Source organism: Stenotrophomonas africana (genome assembly GCF_013004645.1).
Lineage (GTDB): Bacteria > Pseudomonadota > Gammaproteobacteria > Xanthomonadales > Xanthomonadaceae > Stenotrophomonas > Stenotrophomonas africana.
The window spans coordinates 827,721-844,597 of the sequence record NZ_JABEME010000001.1; the positions used below are offsets into that span (position 1 = coordinate 827,721).

The 16,877-nt window shown below is 66.8% G+C and carries 14 protein-coding genes and 1 pseudogene; 4 read left to right on the forward strand and 11 right to left on the reverse strand.

Annotation, left to right across the window (positions count from 1 at the left end; translation table 11 throughout):
* Positions 1 to 9: 9 nt before the first annotated feature.
* The 6 genes and pseudogenes from purF to HLA98_RS04185 form a co-directional block, all read right to left on the reverse strand.
* Complete coding sequence (gene purF / locus HLA98_RS04160; protein ID WP_012510177.1) at positions 10 to 1,476, reverse strand: amidophosphoribosyltransferase; 1,467 nt, start codon at positions 1,474 to 1,476, stop codon at positions 10 to 12.
* Positions 1,477 to 1,506: 30 nt separating this feature from the next.
* Positions 1,507 to 2,287: pseudogene (locus tag HLA98_RS04165) on the reverse strand (CvpA family protein).
* A 46-nt stretch (positions 2,288 to 2,333) separates the two neighbouring features.
* On the reverse strand, positions 2,334 to 3,374 hold the full coding sequence (locus HLA98_RS04170; RefSeq protein ID WP_057499960.1) for an SPOR domain-containing protein: 1,041 nt from the start codon (positions 3,372 to 3,374) through the stop codon (positions 2,334 to 2,336).
* Positions 3,375 to 3,455: 81 nt separating this feature from the next.
* The gene (gene folC, locus HLA98_RS04175; RefSeq protein WP_057499959.1) at positions 3,456 to 4,727 is read right to left on the reverse strand and encodes a bifunctional tetrahydrofolate synthase/dihydrofolate synthase; all 1,272 of its coding nucleotides are present in this window, start codon (positions 4,725 to 4,727) and stop codon (positions 3,456 to 3,458) included.
* A 41-nt stretch (positions 4,728 to 4,768) separates the two neighbouring features.
* Positions 4,769 to 5,413 carry a histidine phosphatase family protein gene (locus tag HLA98_RS04180; protein WP_010483945.1) on the reverse strand — a complete coding sequence of 215 codons (645 nt, stop codon included), beginning with the start codon at positions 5,411 to 5,413 and terminating at the stop codon, positions 4,769 to 4,771.
* 200 nt (positions 5,414 to 5,613) lie between these two features.
* Positions 5,614 to 7,776, reverse strand: a complete 2,163-nt coding sequence (locus tag HLA98_RS04185) for a S46 family peptidase (protein ID WP_057499958.1) — start codon at positions 7,774 to 7,776, stop codon at positions 5,614 to 5,616.
* Between the two features lie 478 nt (positions 7,777 to 8,254).
* Between HLA98_RS04185 and tdh the strand changes: the two genes are divergently transcribed.
* Positions 8,255 to 9,277, forward strand: coding sequence for an L-threonine 3-dehydrogenase (tdh, locus tag HLA98_RS04190; RefSeq protein ID WP_049447308.1), 1,023 nt, complete (start codon positions 8,255 to 8,257; stop codon positions 9,275 to 9,277).
* A gap of 130 nt (positions 9,278 to 9,407) precedes the next feature.
* Here the strand turns inward: tdh and HLA98_RS04195 are convergent, their stop codons facing one another.
* The gene (locus tag HLA98_RS04195) at positions 9,408 to 10,103 is read right to left on the reverse strand and encodes a TorF family putative porin (RefSeq protein WP_057499957.1); all 696 of its coding nucleotides are present in this window, start codon (positions 10,101 to 10,103) and stop codon (positions 9,408 to 9,410) included.
* Positions 10,104 to 10,316: 213 nt separating this feature from the next.
* Between HLA98_RS04195 and kbl the strand changes: the two genes are divergently transcribed.
* Positions 10,317 to 11,525: a glycine C-acetyltransferase gene (gene kbl / locus HLA98_RS04200; protein ID WP_057499956.1), complete on the forward strand. Its 1,209-nt coding sequence runs from the start codon at positions 10,317 to 10,319 to the stop codon at positions 11,523 to 11,525.
* Between the two features lie 82 nt (positions 11,526 to 11,607).
* Here the strand turns inward: kbl and HLA98_RS04205 are convergent, their stop codons facing one another.
* The 4 genes from HLA98_RS04205 to HLA98_RS04220 all read right to left on the reverse strand — a co-directional run bounded on the left by HLA98_RS04205 (position 11,608) and on the right by HLA98_RS04220 (position 14,671).
* Positions 11,608 to 11,946, reverse strand: a complete 339-nt coding sequence (locus tag HLA98_RS04205) for a hypothetical protein (protein ID WP_057499955.1) — start codon at positions 11,944 to 11,946, stop codon at positions 11,608 to 11,610.
* Positions 11,947 to 12,030: 84 nt separating this feature from the next.
* Positions 12,031 to 12,837 carry a pseudouridine synthase gene (locus HLA98_RS04210; RefSeq protein ID WP_165284678.1) on the reverse strand — a complete coding sequence of 269 codons (807 nt, stop codon included), beginning with the start codon at positions 12,835 to 12,837 and terminating at the stop codon, positions 12,031 to 12,033.
* Between the two features lie 20 nt (positions 12,838 to 12,857).
* Positions 12,858 to 13,364 (reverse strand): hypothetical protein, encoded by a 507-nt coding sequence (locus HLA98_RS04215; RefSeq protein WP_012510168.1) that lies wholly within the window; start codon positions 13,362 to 13,364, stop codon positions 12,858 to 12,860.
* A 218-nt stretch (positions 13,365 to 13,582) separates the two neighbouring features.
* Positions 13,583 to 14,671, reverse strand: a complete 1,089-nt coding sequence (locus HLA98_RS04220; RefSeq protein WP_049448777.1) for an OmpA family protein — start codon at positions 14,669 to 14,671, stop codon at positions 13,583 to 13,585.
* Between the two features lie 357 nt (positions 14,672 to 15,028).
* On the opposite strand from HLA98_RS04220, the gene HLA98_RS04225 reads away from it, so the two are divergent.
* Together HLA98_RS04225 and yczE are read left to right on the forward strand one after the other, a co-directional pair.
* Entirely contained in the window at positions 15,029 to 16,048 is a 1,020-nt protein-coding gene (locus tag HLA98_RS04225; protein WP_057499502.1) for a zinc-binding alcohol dehydrogenase family protein, read from the forward strand.
* Positions 16,049 to 16,234: 186 nt separating this feature from the next.
* Positions 16,235 to 16,867: a membrane protein YczE gene (gene yczE / locus HLA98_RS04230; RefSeq protein ID WP_057499503.1), complete on the forward strand. Its 633-nt coding sequence runs from the start codon at positions 16,235 to 16,237 to the stop codon at positions 16,865 to 16,867.
* The last annotated feature ends 10 nt before the right edge of the window (positions 16,868 to 16,877 follow it).

The following is a 16,877-nucleotide window of genomic DNA, read 5'->3' on the forward strand; positions in this document are numbered from 1 at the left end:
GCCTGGACCTCAGGCGCGGCGCTTGTGCTTGGCATCGTCCGAACGCAGCTGCTGGATGCGCTCGAAGTAGCCCGGCTCGATACCGGTCGGGTAGTGGCCGTTGAAGCAGGACGAATCGAAGTTGCGCAGCGCCGGATTGCCCTCGCTCACCGCCGCTTCCATGTCTTCCAGATCCTGGTAGATCAGCCAGTCGCAGCCCAGGTGGGCTTCGATCTCTTCCACGGTGCGGTTGTGCGCGACCAGCTCTTCGGCCGCCGGCATGTCGATGCCGTAGATGTTCGGGTAGCGCACCGGCGGCGCCGCGCTGGCCAGGTAGACCTTGCGCGCGCCTGCATCACGGGCCATCTGCACGATCTGCTGGCTGGTGGTGCCGCGCACGATCGAGTCGTCCACCAGCAGCACCACACGGTTGCGGAACTCCAGATGGATCGGGTTGAGCTTGCGGCGCACAGACTTCACGCGCTCGCCCTGCCCCGGCATGATGAAGGTGCGGCCGATGTAGCGGTTCTTGATGAAGCCCTCGCGGTACTTCACCCCAAGCACGTTGGAGATCTCAAGCGCGGCGTCGCGCGAGGTATCCGGGATCGGGATGATGGTGTCGATGTCGTGGTCCGGGCGCAGGCGCAGGATCTTCTCGCCCAGCTTGATGCCCATGCGCATGCGCGCCTTGTGCACCGACACGTTGTCGATCATCGAGTCCGGGCGTGCGAAGTACACGTACTCGAAGATGCACGGGGTGTGCTCGGCCGGCTCGGCGCAGATCTCCGAGAACAGCTCGCCACGCGCGGTGATCACCAGCGCTTCGCCCGGCTGCACGTCACGCACGCGCTGGAAGCCCAGCACGTCCAGCGCGGCCGACTCGGAGGCCACGATGTACTCATCGCCCTCGGCGTGGCTGCGCTTGCCCAGCACCAGCGGACGGATGCCGTGCGGGTCGCGGAAGGCGACCAGGCCCAGGCCCAGCACCACGCTGACCACCGCATAGCCACCCTTGCAGCGGCGGTGCACGCCGGCCACCGCGCGGATCGCGGCTTCCGGGCTCAGCTGGCGCTGCTGTTCCAGTTCGTAGGCGAACACGTTCAGCAGCACTTCGCTGTCCGAATCGGTGTTGACGTTGCGGCGGTCCTGCTCGAACACCTGCTGGCGCAGGGCTTCGGTATTGATCAGGTTGCCGTTGTGGGCCAGCGCGATGCCGTACGGCGAATTGACGTAGAACGGTTGCGCCTCGTCCATGCCTTCCGAACCGGCGGTCGGGTAGCGCACATGGGCGATGCCGACGCTGCCTTCCAGGGTGGACATGGTGCGGGCATCGAACACATCGCGGACCAGGCCGGTGGCCTTCTGCACCCGCAGGCGGCTGCCGTTGACGGTGGCGATGCCTGCCGCGTCCTGGCCGCGATGCTGGAGGACGGTCAAGCCGTCATACAACTGCCCGGCGACGTTCTGGTTGCCGACGATTCCGACGATGCCACACATGGTGCGAGGTCTCCGCTGGGCGGTGCCCAGTTACAAGGAAGGTGGCCGTGCCTGGCCTTTAGTGGTCGCCGCGCCTGCGGTCGACGTTGGCCGGATCGCCCGGCTCGATACTGTCCGGCAGTGCAGGAGCGTCCGGGCGCACTTCGGCCGGATCGTAGGAATCGCCCTGTTCCGCTTTCGCAGGCCGCAGCCATCCGCTGCCTGCCACTACCTGGTTGAGGATGCCATTATCGCCTGCCGCGCCCGGCTTTCCCAACCCGCCGCCTGCGTTCTTGCCCAACTCCATCAATGCAGATGGGGACAGGGCGTCGGTCGGCAAGGCCTTGGGCAGCAGATCGGCCCCGGGAACCTCCCAGTGCGGCAGTTTGCTGTTCATCCAGGCCACCGTGGGGTTCAGCAGCGGGCGCACCGCAGAGCGCTGCCACGAGGGCTCGGCGGTCAACGGGGTGAAGCTGCCCAGCAGCAGCAGGATCGCGGCGATCAGGCCGCCCCGCACGGCGCCCAGTACCCCGCCCAGCAGGCGGTCCAGGCTGGTCAACATGCTGCGGTGGACCAGGGCCTTGATGACCATGCCGATCACCGCGACCACGATCATCACGCCGATACCGACCCCCAGGTAGCCACCGACGAAGTGTTCGCCACCGGGGGCCGCCGGGGCGGCCCACCAATGGGCGGCATCATTGCCGAAGGCGAAGGCCGCCCACGCAGCCAGCAGCCACGACAGGGTGCCGATGACGATTCCCACGAAGCCGCGCAGCATCCCCAGCAGGGTGGAGGCGGCGATCACGATCAGCAGCACCACGTCGATCATGGCGCCCCGCTCCTTCGGCGGCGCTGGCAACGAGGCTGCGCGTGGGTCATGGGTGCGGTCGCACCATGCCGGCCACGCCGACCTTGGCGGCGACCTGCGCCTTCAGCTGCTCGGCATCGCCGCGGTTGGCCACCGGCCCGACGCGGACGCGATGCAGGGTGCCCTTTTCGGTGCGCACCTGTTCGACGAAAGCGCTGAAGCCGGCAGCGCGGACCTTGTCGCGCAGGGCATTGGCATCGTTGGCCTGACCGAACGCGCCCAGCTGCACAGCAAAGCCGACGCCGCTGGCAGCCGGCGCTGCCGGCGTGGCCGGGGCCGTTGCCGGCTTGCTGGCGGCGGTCTCCGGCTTCGGCTCGGGCTTCGGGGTTTCGGGCTTCGGCGCCGGCTTCGGCGGCTCGGGCTTGGCTGCCGGAGCGGTCGCGACCGGCGTACTCGGCGGCAGGCTTTCGCTGCGCACCGGGTTGCTGCTGGCCGAGGGCGCAGTCGCTGCGGACGGGGTACTGGCGCTCGGCGCAACCGGTGCCGGGGTGGCCGCGACGGGAGCACTGCTGCCAGCCGCGGCATCCAGGGTGATCACTTCGGCCTTCACATCCGCACGGATCTTCACCGCCTGCAGGCGGGCCGCCTCGGCCTGGGCGCGGTCGGCATACGGCCCGACCCGCACACGCCATGCCTGACGGCCGTTGATGGTGGCGGTCTCGGTGAAGCCCGCCAGCTGCGAGCGCTTCAGGTAGGCGATCACGGCATCGGCATCGGCCTTGCTGCCGTAGGCACCGAAGGTGACCGCATAGTTGCCGGCAGCGACTGCCGGCGAAGTATCCACGGTCGGCGGGGTGGCCGGCGTGGCCGCGTCCTGCAGCGGCTTGGCCTGACCGGTCTGCAGGCCGGTGGCACCGCCTGCCGGGGCGACCAGCGGCAATTCGCGGGTTTCGAACTGGCCATCGGCGGGCGCATCCGGCGCGGCGATCGGCACATTGGCCACACCGCTGTCGGGTGCGGGTCCCTTGACCAGCATCGGCAGGAAAATCACGGCCAGCGCCACCAGCACGATGGCACCAATCAGACGCTGTTTCAGAGGCGTATCCACGTGAGGCAGGCAACTGTCCGGAGGTTGCTGACGATTATACGGGTGCCGGACCGGACGGCGTCGGCGTTGGCTGAACGCGGATCAGGCGTCGCCCTGCAGCCATTGCAGGGCTGCAGCGGCGGTATGGAACGAGCCGAATACCAGCACGCGGTCGCCGCGCTCGGCCTGGGCCAGCAGCTGCGCCAGTGCCTGTTCGACGGTGTCGGCCAGCGGCGCCTTGGCCGCCGCCGTGCCGGTCAGGCGCGCCTGCAGCTGGGCGGCGCTCTGCCCACGCGCGCCATCCAGCCCGGCCAGGGTCCACTCGCCCACCACATCCTGCAGCGCCTGCACCACGCCCACCGCGTCCTTGTCCTGCAGCGCGGCGTACACCGCCAGGGTGCGGCCGGCCGACACCTCGGCCTTCAGCGCACGCGCCAGCTGGCCCGCCGCCTGCGGGTTGTGGCCCACGTCCACACGGATCTGCACGCCATCCCGTTCGAATGCCTGCATGCGGCCGGAAATGCGCGCTGCCGCGATCCCGGCGGCCCACGCCGCACGCGGCACCGGCTTGTCCAGCGCGCGCAGAGCGGCGATGGCGGCGCCCGCATTGGCCAGCTGGATCGGGCCGGCCAGCGCCGGGGTCGGCAGCTCCATGCGCAGGCCGACATCCCGCCAGCGCCAGCGCTGGGCATCGATCGGTTCATAGAAATAGTCGCTGCCGCCGCGGATCGCGTTGGCACCCACCAGATAGGCACGCGCCAGCACGCTGGACGGCGGATCGGTCTCGCCCAGGATCACCGGCTTCCAGCCACGGATGATGCCGGCCTTCTCGGCGCCGATCGCTTCGCGGTCCTCGCCCAGCCACTCGGCATGGTCGATGTCGACGGTGGTGATCACCGCCACGTCGGCGTCGACGATGTTGACCGCATCGAGGCGCCCGCCCAGGCCCACTTCCAGTACCGCCAGGTCCAGCCCGGCGTCGGCGAACAGCTGCAGCGCAGCCAGCGTGCCGTACTCGAAATAGGTCAGCGTGATCTCGCCACGCGCGGCCTCGATGGCGTTGAACGCGGCGACCAGCGCCGCATCGTCCACGTCCTGCCCGTCGATGCGCACGCGCTCGTTGTAGCGCAGCAGGTGCGGCGACGTGTACGCGCCGACCTTCCAACCGGCAGCACGACCGATGGCCTCGATGAAGGCGACAGTGGAGCCCTTGCCGTTGGTGCCACCGACCACGATGGTGCGCCCGGCCGGCGCGCCAAGACCCATCGCCGTGGCCACGGCGCGCACGCGCTCCAGGCCCATGTCGATGGTCGCCGGGTGCTGGCGTTCAATGTAATCCAGCCAATCGGCCAGGGTGGTCGGGGTGTTCGTCACGGCAGTGCTTCCAGCAGGTACAGGTGGTTCGGTGTGGCGGGTCAGAGTGCGCGGTGCTTGGCTTCGCCGAAGAACGGCGTGTGGTGGGCGCAGTCGTTCAGGCGCACCACTTCCAGGCTGTCCAGATCGGCGCCTTCGAGCAGGTTGAGCGTGGTCGGTGCCTGACGGAAGGTCCACAGGCGGGAAATCGGCAGGCCCAGCACCTTGCACAGGATCACGCGGTTGACCGCATCGTGCGCAACCACCAGCAGAGTGTCGTGCTCGCCGAGGCCTTCGGTGGCGCGGGCCAGGCCGCGCCAGCTGCGCTCCAGCACCAGGCGCAGCGATTCGCCGCCGGGCATCAGCACCGTATCCGGCTCCTCGCGCCAGGCCTGCAGCCGCGAAGGATCCTTTTCGTTGATTTCGCTGGCCAGCAGTCCTTCCCATTCGCCGTGGGCGATTTCCTGCAGCTCCGGCTCGGTCAGCAGCATGTCGGCGCGGGCGGCGCCGAGCGCCAGCTGCGCGGTGCGCTGCGCGCGCGACAGCGGCGAGGCGACGGCACGGGTGATGTCCACCGAGGCCAGGCGGGCACCCAGTGCCTGGGCCTGGGCTTCACCGATCGGCGAAAGCGGAATATCGATCTGGCCCTGGTAGCGGCCTTCGGCGTTCCACGGCGTTTCGCCGTGGCGGGCAAGCAGGATGCGCATGCGTGCAAGGGGTCCTGGGGGGAGGAAGTTTCCGCGTTTCGTTCACATCCTGTGAAGTCCGCGGAACAGGGATGATACCTGTTCGGCGCACCCGGCCGGGCCGGGCATGAAAAAACCCCGCGACGTGCGTCGCGGGGTTTTGGAAACTCCGGCTGTCTGGTCGAGGTTGCCGGCCAGCGGCCGGCACTACCGCAACTGGTTTATTTCGCCAGGTTCAGTTCCTTCAGCAGCTGCGGCGCCGGCGCCACTTCCTGCATGATCCACTGCATGTAGCGGCTGTCGACGGCGATCATGCGGGTCATCACCGGGTCGAACACCCAGTTGGAGCTGACCGATTCCCAGTTGCCATCGAAGGCCAGGCCAACCAGCTTGCCGTTGGCGTCCAGCACCGGCGAGCCGGAGTTGCCGCCGGTGATGTCCAGGTTGGACAGGAAGTTCACCGGCACCGAACCAATGCGCTTGTCTTCCAGGCCACCGTAACGCTTGGCCTTGACCGCATCGAGCAGCGCCTTCGGCGAATCGAACGGATCTTCGCCGGTTTCCTTCGCCGCCACGCCTTCCAGGGTAGTGAACGGGGTGTACGTCACGCCGTCCTTGCCATAGCCCATGACGTTGCCGAAGGTGATGCGCAGCGACAGGTTGGCGTCCGGGTAGACGAACTCACCCTGGCTCTTCTTGTAGTCGGCCACGGCCTGCAGGTACAGCGGACGTGCGGTAAGCGATTCGCCTTCGCGGATCTTCTTCTGCTCTTCCTGCTTCAGCAGTGCCGGCATGACGGCCACGGCGTACTGGATGGCCGGATCGCTGCTGGCTTCAAACGCGGCACGGTCGGCCTTGAACCACTTCAGCCGGTTGTCCAGGCTGCCCAGCTCGGTGCCCGACAGCTTGCTCACCAGCGCCTTGACTGCGTTGGCATCGCTACCGGCCAGCCACTTGTTCAGCACTTCGTTGTCGCGCTGTGCGGCCGGCAGAGCCACGTACTGGTCCAGCCAGTAGGTCTGCAGCTGCTGGTCCATCTTCGCCACGTAGCGACGGTCCATCTGCTTCAGGCCACCTTCGATGGTGGTCAGGTCGCGTTCCTGGTAACCGGCTTCGCGTTCGGCATCCGGCTTGCTGCGCTCGATCGACAGGCGGTACAGGCTGATCGCTGCGCCAACGGCCGAGGTGTTGTTGAACTGACCGACGAACAGGTCGCGTTCGCGGGTCGACTTGCTGCTATCCAGATGCTTGAGCAGCTGCGCGTGTGCGGCCAGGGCCGGCTTGCCGGCAGCGCCCTGCTTCTTCAGCCACGCCAGCACGGCGGCTTCCTCGGCCTGCTTCTGGCCAGCGGCGTCGATGCGCTTGAAGCCTTCCAGCTGGCCCAGGTAGTTCTTGGCCACGTTGTTCATGCTGGCGGCGGTGGCGGCGTACTTCACCTTGACGTCGGCGTCGGCCTTGCCGGCGTCGGCGATCATCTTCAGCACCGCGTTGTAGTGCTTGGCGATGGTCGGGTAGGTGAAGCTGGCGGTTTCGTTGAACTCACCAGCCAGGGCATAACGGTTGGTACGGCCCGGGTAGCCGGCCACCATCACGAAGTCGTCGGCGCCCAGCGGCTGGTCGGCGAACTTCAGGAAGTGCTTGGGCTGGTACGGCACATTGTCGGCGGCGAAGGCGGCCGGCTTGCCGTCCTTGCCCACGTAGGCGCGGTAGAACGAGAAATCGCCGGTGTGGCGCGGCCACATCCAGTTGTCGACGTCGCCGCCGAACTTGCCGACGCTGCCCGGGGGCGCGTAGACCAGGCGCACGTCCTTGATTTCCATGTTGCGGAACAGGCGGTAGGTGTTGCCGCCGGAGAAGCTGTACAGGCGGCAGCGGAAGCCGGCATCGGCTTCACAGGCGGCCACCTGGGCCTTGTCGAAGGCGTCCAGCGCGCGGCTGCGGGCCAGCGGGTCGTTGCCGGCGCCGGCAATGGCGGCCTTGGCCTGGGCGGTGACGTCGGTGATCTGGTCGAGCACGAACACGCGGGCGTTCGGGCCGGCGCTCAGTTCGTCCTTCAGGGTCGGCGCGTTGAAGCCGTCCTTGATCAGGTTCTTCTGCGCGGTCGAATTCAGCTGGATGGCGCCATAAGCGCAGTGGTGGTTGGTGACCACCAGGCCCTGCGGCGAGACGAAGCTGGCGGTGCAGCCGCCAAGGGCGACAACCGCGCCCATCGGGTCGCCGGTCAGGTTGGACAGCTGTTCCGGAGACAGCTTCAGGCCGGCCTTCTGCAGCGGGCCGGCGATTTCCGGCAGCTGCTGCGGCACCCACATGCCTTCAGCGGCATGGGCGACCTGGGCCAGCCCGAGGCTGGCGACGATGGAAAATGCAAGCAGGTTCGAGCGCATGGAGCGGCCCCTGGTAGTGGAACCCTCGATTGTAGCCCGCGGCCCTGCCCCGGCCCGAACCCCGGAAGTCATGGGCCTACTTCTTGCTCTGCCATGCGCGCGTCGGCCGCGCACATGGAATCGTCCAGAGGGGGCGTGGTCACCCTGGCCGGGACCGTTGGCGCCATGGGCCGGGCGCATGCGACTGGCGGGTTGGGCAGGACGCCCAACCCCGGTCTTGCCGTGTGCGCAGGACAGCGCGCACGAGCAAGGCGCCATCGAGCACCATGGATGGGCTTTTGCGTGTCCCGGCCAGGGTGACCACGCCCCCTCCCTCGGAATCAAGGAGGCGCTGCTGTTTGCAGTACGTTCGAAACGCCCGCCGGCGCACGCCTTTCGTTCCGCCAATGCACCCGCAGCGCAACATGGGAAATCCGCGCGGCACCCTATAATCCGCGCTTTCCCCCTGATGAGTTCCACCCCGATGGCGCAGCAAACGATGAAGGCCCTGGTCAAGCGCGAAGCGGCCAAGGGCATCTGGCTGGAAGAAGTTCCGGTGCCGACCCCGGGCCCGAACGAGGTCCTGATCAAGCTGGAGAAGACCGCGATCTGCGGTACCGACCTGCACATCTACCTGTGGGACGAGTGGAGCCAGCGCACCATCAAGCCGGGCCTGACCATCGGCCATGAATTCGTCGGTCGCGTCGCCGAAATCGGCCCGGGCGTGACCGGCTATGAGATCGGCCAGCGCGTCTCGGCCGAAGGCCACATCGTCTGCGGCCACTGCCGCAACTGCCGTGGCGGCCGCCCGCACCTGTGCCCGAACACCGTCGGCATCGGCGTCAACGTCAACGGCGCCTTCGCCGAATACATGGTGATGCCGGCCAGCAACCTGTGGCCGATCCCGGACCAGATCCCGTCGGAGCTGGCTGCGTTCTTCGACCCGTACGGCAACGCCGCGCACTGTGCGCTGGAGTTCAACGTGATCGGCGAGGACGTGCTGATCACCGGTGCCGGCCCGATCGGCATCATCGCCGCCGGCATCTGCAAGCACATCGGTGCGCGCAACGTGGTGGTCACCGACGTCAACGATTTCCGCCTGAAGCTGGCCGCCGACATGGGCGCCACCCGCGTGGTCAACGTCGCCAACACCTCGTTGAAGGACGTGATGAAGGAACTGCACATGGAGGGCTTCGACGTGGGCCTGGAAATGAGCGGCAACCCGCGTGCGTTCAACGACATGCTCGACTGCATGTACCACGGCGGCAAGATCGCCATGCTCGGCATCATGCCCAAGGGCGCCGGCTGCGACTGGGACAAGATCATCTTCAAGGGCCTGACCGTGCAGGGCATCTACGGCCGCAAGATGTACGAGACCTGGTACAAGATGACCCAGCTGGTGCTGTCCGGTTTCCCGCTGGGCAAGGTGATGACCCACCAGCTGCCGATCGACGACTTCCAGAAGGGCTTCGACCTGATGGAAGAAGGCAAGGCCGGCAAGGTCGTGTTGAGCTGGAACTGATCCGGCCCACGGTAGCGCCGGGCCATGCCCGGCGTCGCCGCACGCCTTGGAATTGAAAAAGGCGCCCATGGGGCGCCTTTCTCGTAAAGCGTGCCAGGCAAGCCTGGCACCTACCGTAACGCCTGCGGCGTTACTTGCCTACGGCGACGCTCAGCATCACCCGGCTGTGGGCCAGCTTGCCGGAGTTGTCGCGGCCGTTGCCGTCGGTGCCGTAGTAGCCCAGGCCGACGTTGAACAGGCCGAACTGGCGCGCGACGCCGACGTTCCAGTCGGTGTAGTCCTTGGCGATGCCGTCCTCGAAGGTGCTACGACCGACGTTGGCATTCAGGGTGAAGTCCTTCGGCAGGCCCCAGCTGCCGCCCAGGCCGAAGTACCAGCCATCGGTGCTGCTGTTCCAGACATCGTTGGTGTAGGCCACCGTCAGCTTGTAGGTGTCATCCAGCGTAGTGGTGGTGATCAGCTCGTTGTAGTTCTGGTGGCTGGACTTGAGGTAGGTGTAACGGTTCAACAGCACGTCGAAGTTGACGCGCTCGGTCACGTCCACGCCGTAGCCGATCAGGTAGTCGATCTCGGTCTTCGGATCGCCGGCACCGAAGTCGACGCCTGAGCCCCATACGCCGGCATACAGGCCGACCGGGCTGGTGTAGGTGAAGCCGGCCTGCAGGGTCGGATCCTCATCGGTCTGCGACACACCACGGAACAGGTAATCGGAAACGGCGGTGACATTCCAGCTGTACGGCGATTCGTTTTCCTGGGCGCTGGCGGCGAACGGGGCGGCCAGGGTCAGGGCAGCGGCAATGGCGAGGCAGGCACGGGCGTGCTTCATGAGCGTCTCCGGTGGGGTCGGTGGCGTGGAAGGCGGGATCTGCAGCGGGGGCGCAGCGACCGGAGCCAGACAGCCCCGGTTCACGAATTTTTAACCCGTTTGCTATTGCGATGCAACATGTGCCGGCCATGGCGGTGCCCCGATCAGGCCGGTCGGCAAGCGGTGATGCCCGGTAGAATCAGCGGTTTCCCCGTTCAGAGCCGTGCCCACGCCATGACCGACGCCTCCTCCGCCCTGACCCGCCACTACGCCGAGGAACTGGACGCCATCCGCGCCCAGGGCCTGTTCAAGTCCGAGCGGATCATCACCAGCCCGCAGTCGGCCGAGATCACCCTCGAGGACGGCCGCACGGTGCTGAATTTCTGTGCCAACAACTACCTGGGCCTGGCCGACCATCCGGACCTGATCCAGGCCGCCAAGGATGCGCTGGATACCCACGGCTTCGGCATGGCCTCGGTACGCTTCATCTGCGGTACCCAGGACCTGCACAAGCAGCTGGAGAAGCAGATCGCCGACTTCTTCGGCAAGCAGGACACCATCCTGTACGCCGCCTGCTTCGACGCCAACGGCGGCCTGTTCGAACCGCTGCTCGGCGAGAACGACGCGATCATTTCCGATGCACTGAACCATGCTTCGATCATCGACGGCGTGCGCCTGTGCAAAGCCAAGCGTTTCCGCTACGCCAACTGCGACATGGCCGACCTGGAAGCCCAGCTGCAGGCCGCCGATGCCGCCGGCTGCAAGACCAAGCTGATCACCACCGACGGCGTGTTCTCGATGGACGGCTTCATCGCGCCGCTGGACGAAATCACCGCACTGGCGAAGAAGTACAACGCGCTGGTGCACATCGATGAGTGCCACGCCACCGGCTTCCTGGGTGCCACCGGCCGTGGTTCGGCCGAAGTGAAGGGTGTGCTGGAGAAGATCGACATCATCACCGGCACCCTGGGCAAAGCCATGGGCGGCGCACTGGGCGGCTTCACCTGCGCCAGCGCCGAGGTGATCGAACTGCTGCGCCAGCGTTCGCGGCCGTACCTGTTCTCCAACTCGCTGCCGCCGCATGTGGTGGCCGCCGGCATCAAAGCGTTCGAGATGCTGGCCGCCGCTGACGACCTGCGCGACACCCTGGTGGAAAACACCCGCTACTTCCGCGAAAAGATGATCGCAGCCGGTTTCGACGTGAAGCCGGGTGTGCACCCGATCAGCCCGGTGATGCTGTACGACGCACCGCTGGCGCAGAAGTTCGCCGAGCGCCTGCTCGAAGAAGGCATCTACGCGATCGGTTTCTTCTTCCCGGTGGTGCCCAAGGGCCAGGCCCGCATCCGCACCCAGATCAGCGCCGCGCACAGCCGCGAGCATCTGGACCGCGCGATTGATGCGTTCACCCGCATCGGTGTCGAGCTGGGCGTGATCAAGGGCTGATCCCAACGGACAAAGCGTGCCGACCAGGGTCGGCACCTACCGGGCCTGATGGCGTGCCGACCGAAGTCGGCACCTGCCGGCATCACTTCTTTTTCTTCTTGCCCTTCGGCTCGTCCTTGCTGGCCACCACCACCACCGGCTTGGCGGCAGCGTCCTGGCCGTTGCCCTTGGCAACGCGGATGCCGTTGGCCTTCATCCAGGCATCGAACTCGTCGGCGGTCATCTTCTTGTCGCCGTTGCTCATCAGGAAGCGGTAGCTGCCGCGGCCATCCAGCTCCGGGGTCTTCACTTCCACCACCGGGGTTTCGGCCGGCGTTTCCGCCTTGGCCACCTTCTTGTGGCCACCACAGGCGGTCAGCAGCACCATCGGCAGCAGCAGGCCTGCGCAGCGCAGGGTTTGGTTGAGGGTCGGGTGGTACATGGCAGGCTCCGTTCGGGAAATTCAGCAACCAGGCGCCCCCTACGCCTGGAACGGTGGCCGGCACCCGCCGGCCGCGGGCGATGATCAGCCCGGTGCAGCGGCCCCCAGCCGCTGCTGGTCACTGACCTCCAGCATCCGCCACTGGCCCTTGCCGAGATCGCCGAGCGCCAGCCCACCGATCGCGACCCGGACCAGGCGCAGCACCTGCAGGTCGAAGGCCGCCAACAGGCGGCGGATATGGCGGTTGCGGCCCTCGTCGAGGACCACCTCCAGCCATGCGGTCTTGTCGCCACTGCGTAGCACGCGCACGGCCTGGGCAACGAGGAACTCGCCCTCGTCCTCCACGCCGGCCTGCAGTGCCGCCAGAGTGGTGTCATCGGGCAGGCCATCCACCTGCACGTGGTAGGTCTTGTCCGGGCCGGTCTGGGGGTCGGTCAGGCGCGCAGCCCACTGCGGATCGTTGCTGAACAGCAACAGCCCTTCGCTGGCCTTGTCCAGGCGCCCGACCGGCGCGATCCATGGCAGACCGGCACCATCAAAGCAGCGGTAGACGGTGTCGCGGCCACGCTCGTCCTGCGCCGTGGTCACCACGCCGCGCGGCTTGTTGAGCATCAGGTACAGGCGCTGCGGCGCGCCCATAGGCTGGCCATCGACCTCGATCGGCGGCGCCGGCTGGCCAATCGGGAACTCAGGATCACGCACGATGCGGCCGGAGACACGCACGCGCCCTTCGGCGATCCAGCGCGCGGCCTCGCTGCGCGAGCACACGCCGGCCTTGGACAGCACGCGCGCCAGGCCATGGCGCACGCCACTGGAGACATTCGGAGTCGCACGCCCACGCGATGCGTGGGAGCGGGCGGCGGGGGCGGCAGGTGGGCGGCGCGTGCGCAAGCCTCTGCTCCCCGCGGCGCTTACTTCTTGTCGACCGGCTTGGTCTCAGCCGGTGCTTCGGCCGGGGCCGGAGTGGCGGCCGGAGCCGGACGCGCCTTGACCACACGCACGCCACGCGCCTTCATCCAGGCGTCGAACTCTTCGGCGGTCATGCGCTTGCCGTTCTGGCTCATGTCGAAGCGCCAGGGCGTGTTGTCGAATTCGGTCTGCGGCTTGTAGGCCGCCGGGTCGTTCGGCTTCACTGCCGGCGCGCTCGGGATGGCCTTGGCGATGTTCTGGCAGCCATCGATGCGCAGGCGCTGCAGCACCTGGTCCAGCGACTGCGACGGATCGTAATTGCCGCTCAGCACGCCGGCCGGCATGCCCAGCTGATTGCCACGGATGTACAGCTCGTCGGCCACCGGCGCGATGGTCGTGGCCGGCAACGGCAGCGGCGATGCGCTGGTGTTGACCGAGCAATCGACCGCAGCGTGGGCGGCGGGAACCAGGGCCAGCGCCAGAACGGCGGCCGATGCAGAGCGCAGCATGAGGGACATCCACGGAAGGAAGTGACGCGGCGAGTTTAGCAATGCCGCGTCAGCTTTCAAGCGCCACTTTCAATGAATACGGCAACTCATTGGTTTTGCGGACAAAATCCCGACGAACGGTTGTCCTCACGCATGAAATTCGATATTCCCGGCCGCAGAAACAACAAGACCCGGCCGAAGCCGGGTCCTGCTGTGTCTTACTGGCAGAGCGTCAGAACTTAGTTCTGGACGTTCAGCTCGGTACGACGGTTCTTGGCGCGACCTTCCGGGTTGTCCGAACCATCCGGGTTGGTGTTCGGAGCAATCGGACGGCTCTCGCCGTAGCCGATCGGGCCGACCAGGCGACCGGCGTCAACGCCGTTCTTGGTCAGGTAGTTGTACACGGCAGTCGCACGACGCTCCGACAGCTTCTGGTTGTAAGCGTCGGTACCCTTCGAGTCGGTGTGACCGGCGACTTCAACGCGCAGATCCGGGTAACGCTTCAGGATCTCGGTGGCTTCGCTCAGGATCGCCACGGCGTCCGGACGCAGGTTCGACTTGTCGAAGTCGAAGTTGACGCCCTTCAGGTCGATGGAGACCGGCACCGGGCAACCGTCCGGACCGATGGTCTGACCCGGCTGCGAGTTCGGGCACTTGTCGTCGCAGTTGTTGACGCCGTCACCGTCGTCATCCAGGTCGGCGCAGCTCGGGGCAACCGGAGCCGGAGCCGGAGCAGCCGCGACCGGAGCCGGGCCCAGCGGGATCACGACGCCGACCGAAGCCAGCACGTCGCCGAACCAGCTTTCGTCACGTGCAGCAATGCTCTGGTCGTCGAAGTCAGCGCGGTAGGCGACTTCGGCACGCACGGCAACGCGCTTCTCGAAGGTGGTCTGCAGACCGACGCCGACCTTGGCGGCAGCGTTGCCGTCCTTACGCTTGCGCGGGCCGGTGGCATCGAACGGGTAGGACTCTTCCGACTTCTGGTAGCCCAGGCCACCCAGGATGTACGGATTCCAGCCGCGGCCTTCCTTGATGAAGTGGCGACGCAGGTCCAGCGAGACGCCGTACTGCGACCAGTTCAGGTCCTTGTTCGAATCGAAGTTCGGGTTCTGATAGTTCAGCTCACCGTCCAGCGACCAGTTCGGGCTGATGAACTTACCCAGGCCCAGGGTCACGAACGGAGCGTCATTGGTCAGACGGTCGCTGTCCTGGAAGTTGAAGCCGGCCGAACCGGTCAGGTACCAGCGGTCATCGAACTCCTGCGCGGAGGCAGCCTGGGCGAAAGCCAGACCACCCAGCAGCGCGGCAGTAAGGATCTTCTTGTTCATTGAGTACAGCTCCTATTTCGGGGGTATGAAACCGGTAGAGGCATGGGCCAGCACTACTGCGTCGATGTTCGACAGCCGATTCAGCACGCCACCGCCGCGAACATTATGCTCAGGCGGGTGAAGGTCATGTTAACAGTCCCGTAACATGTGAAGTGTTGTGCCCGACCCTCCACCGGTCCGACGTTGAAACCCTATACAGGATGATGAAAATCCGCAAGACCTTCGCGCTGCAAGGGTTTAACGGTGTTTAGGCGGGAAAAGCGACATATTCCGCAACGGCGTGCTTCAGACAGTTCAGCGCGCTTGCGGAAACGTGAGGAACCTTATGATGAGGCCACGAACCCAGCCGGAGCCGAGATGAAAGCTGTCGCCCTGAGTCGTGAATCCGCCCCCGCACTGCGCGATGTCCAGCTGCCCCCACCCCTGCCTCCACGCGGTCGTGACCTGCTGATCCGCGTCGAAGCAGTCTCGGTCAACCCCGTCGATGGCAAGCAGCGCGCGGCCACTGATCCGGCCTCGCTCGAGGCGCCCCGCGTGCTCGGTTGGGACGCGTCCGGCGTGGTCGAAGCAATCGGCGAAGAGGCCAGCCTGTTCGCCTCCGGCGACGAGGTCTATTACGCCGGCGATGTCACCCGCCCGGGCTGCAATGCGCAGTACCAATGGGTGGATGAACGCCTGGTCGCACGCAAGCCGACCACGCTGGATTTCGCTGAAGCGGCCGCCCTGCCGCTGACCACGCTCACCGCCTGGGAACTGCTGTTCCAGCGCATGCCGTTGCAGTTGGATGACCGCCGTCATGCCGGCCAGCACCTGTTGGTGATCGGCGGTGCGGGCGGCGTCGGATCGATGGCGATCCAGCTGGCCCGCCATGCGGGCTTCGAGGTGATCGCCACCGCCTCCCGTGCGTCCTCGGCCGACTGGTGCCGGCAGATGGGTGCGCAGCATGTGGTGGACCACAACCGACCGCTGCTGGCGCAGTTGCAGGCGCTGGGCATCGATGCGGTACATGTCGCGCTCAATCTGGCCGACACCGACCACTACTGGGATGAACTGGGCCAGCTGCTGGCGCCGCAGGGCCATGTCGGCCTGATCGTCGAACCGCGCGGTGCGCTGCGCATCGGAGATCCGTACAAGGCCAAGTGCATCGGTATCCACTGGGAATTCATGTTCGCGCGCGCACGCTTCGCCACCGCCGACCGCATCGAACAGCACCGCATCCTCAGCCGCGCGGCCAGCATGATCGACGCCGGCCAGCTGCGGGGCACTCTCAGCGAGGTACTGGGCACGATCAATGCGGCCAACCTGGACATCGCGCATCAGCGTCTGGCCAGCGGGCGCACGCTTGGCAAGCTGGCACTGGCGGGCTGGGACGATTGAGCCAGGCTGGAACGCCGACGTAGAGCCGAGCCCATGCTCGGCTGCTTTGCCTGACACCGCCAGCCGGGCATGGGCTCGGCTCTACAGATCCCGCCTGTGGCAGCGTATTGGCCGGCATCTGTATCTATGGCGACGGATGAATCGGGATTACGGTGGAAACAGATCCTCCCCTCCCCCGAGCGTGCCATGCCCACCGCCCTGCCCCTGCGCCTGCTGCAGCTGATCACCGGCCTGTTCCTCTACGGCTTCGGCGCATCGCTGATGATCCGTGCAGCCATCGGCGTGGCGCCGTGGGATGTGCTGTCGCAGGGCATCGCCGCACAGACCCCGCTGTCCTTCGGCCTGGCCACCAACGTCATCGGTGCGCTGGTGCTGCTGCTGTGGTGGCCGTTGCGCCAGAAGCCGGGCGTCGGCACCGTGCTCAACGTGATGCTGATCGGCCCATCCGCGCAGTTCGGCCTGTGGCTGCTGCCGCCAGCCGTCGGCCTCGGCTGGCAGGTGGCGATGTTCTGCACCGGCATGCTGCTGGTCGCGCTGGCCACCGGCCTGTACATCGGCGCCAAGCTGGGCCCCGGCCCGCGCGATGGCCTGATGACCGGTCTGCACGCCCGCACCGGCTGGCCGATCTGGAAGGTGCGCAGCCTGATCGAGGGCAGCGTGCTGTTGCTCGGCTGGTGGCTGGGCGGCAACGTCGGCCTCGGCACCCTCGCCTTCGCCCTGCTGATCGGCCCGCTGTGCGGGGTGACGCTGGGCTGGTTCGGGATCGGCCGGCCTGCTCCGGTAGTGCCGGCCGCTGGCCGGCAACCGCAATCACCGTGAGTTGATCGGG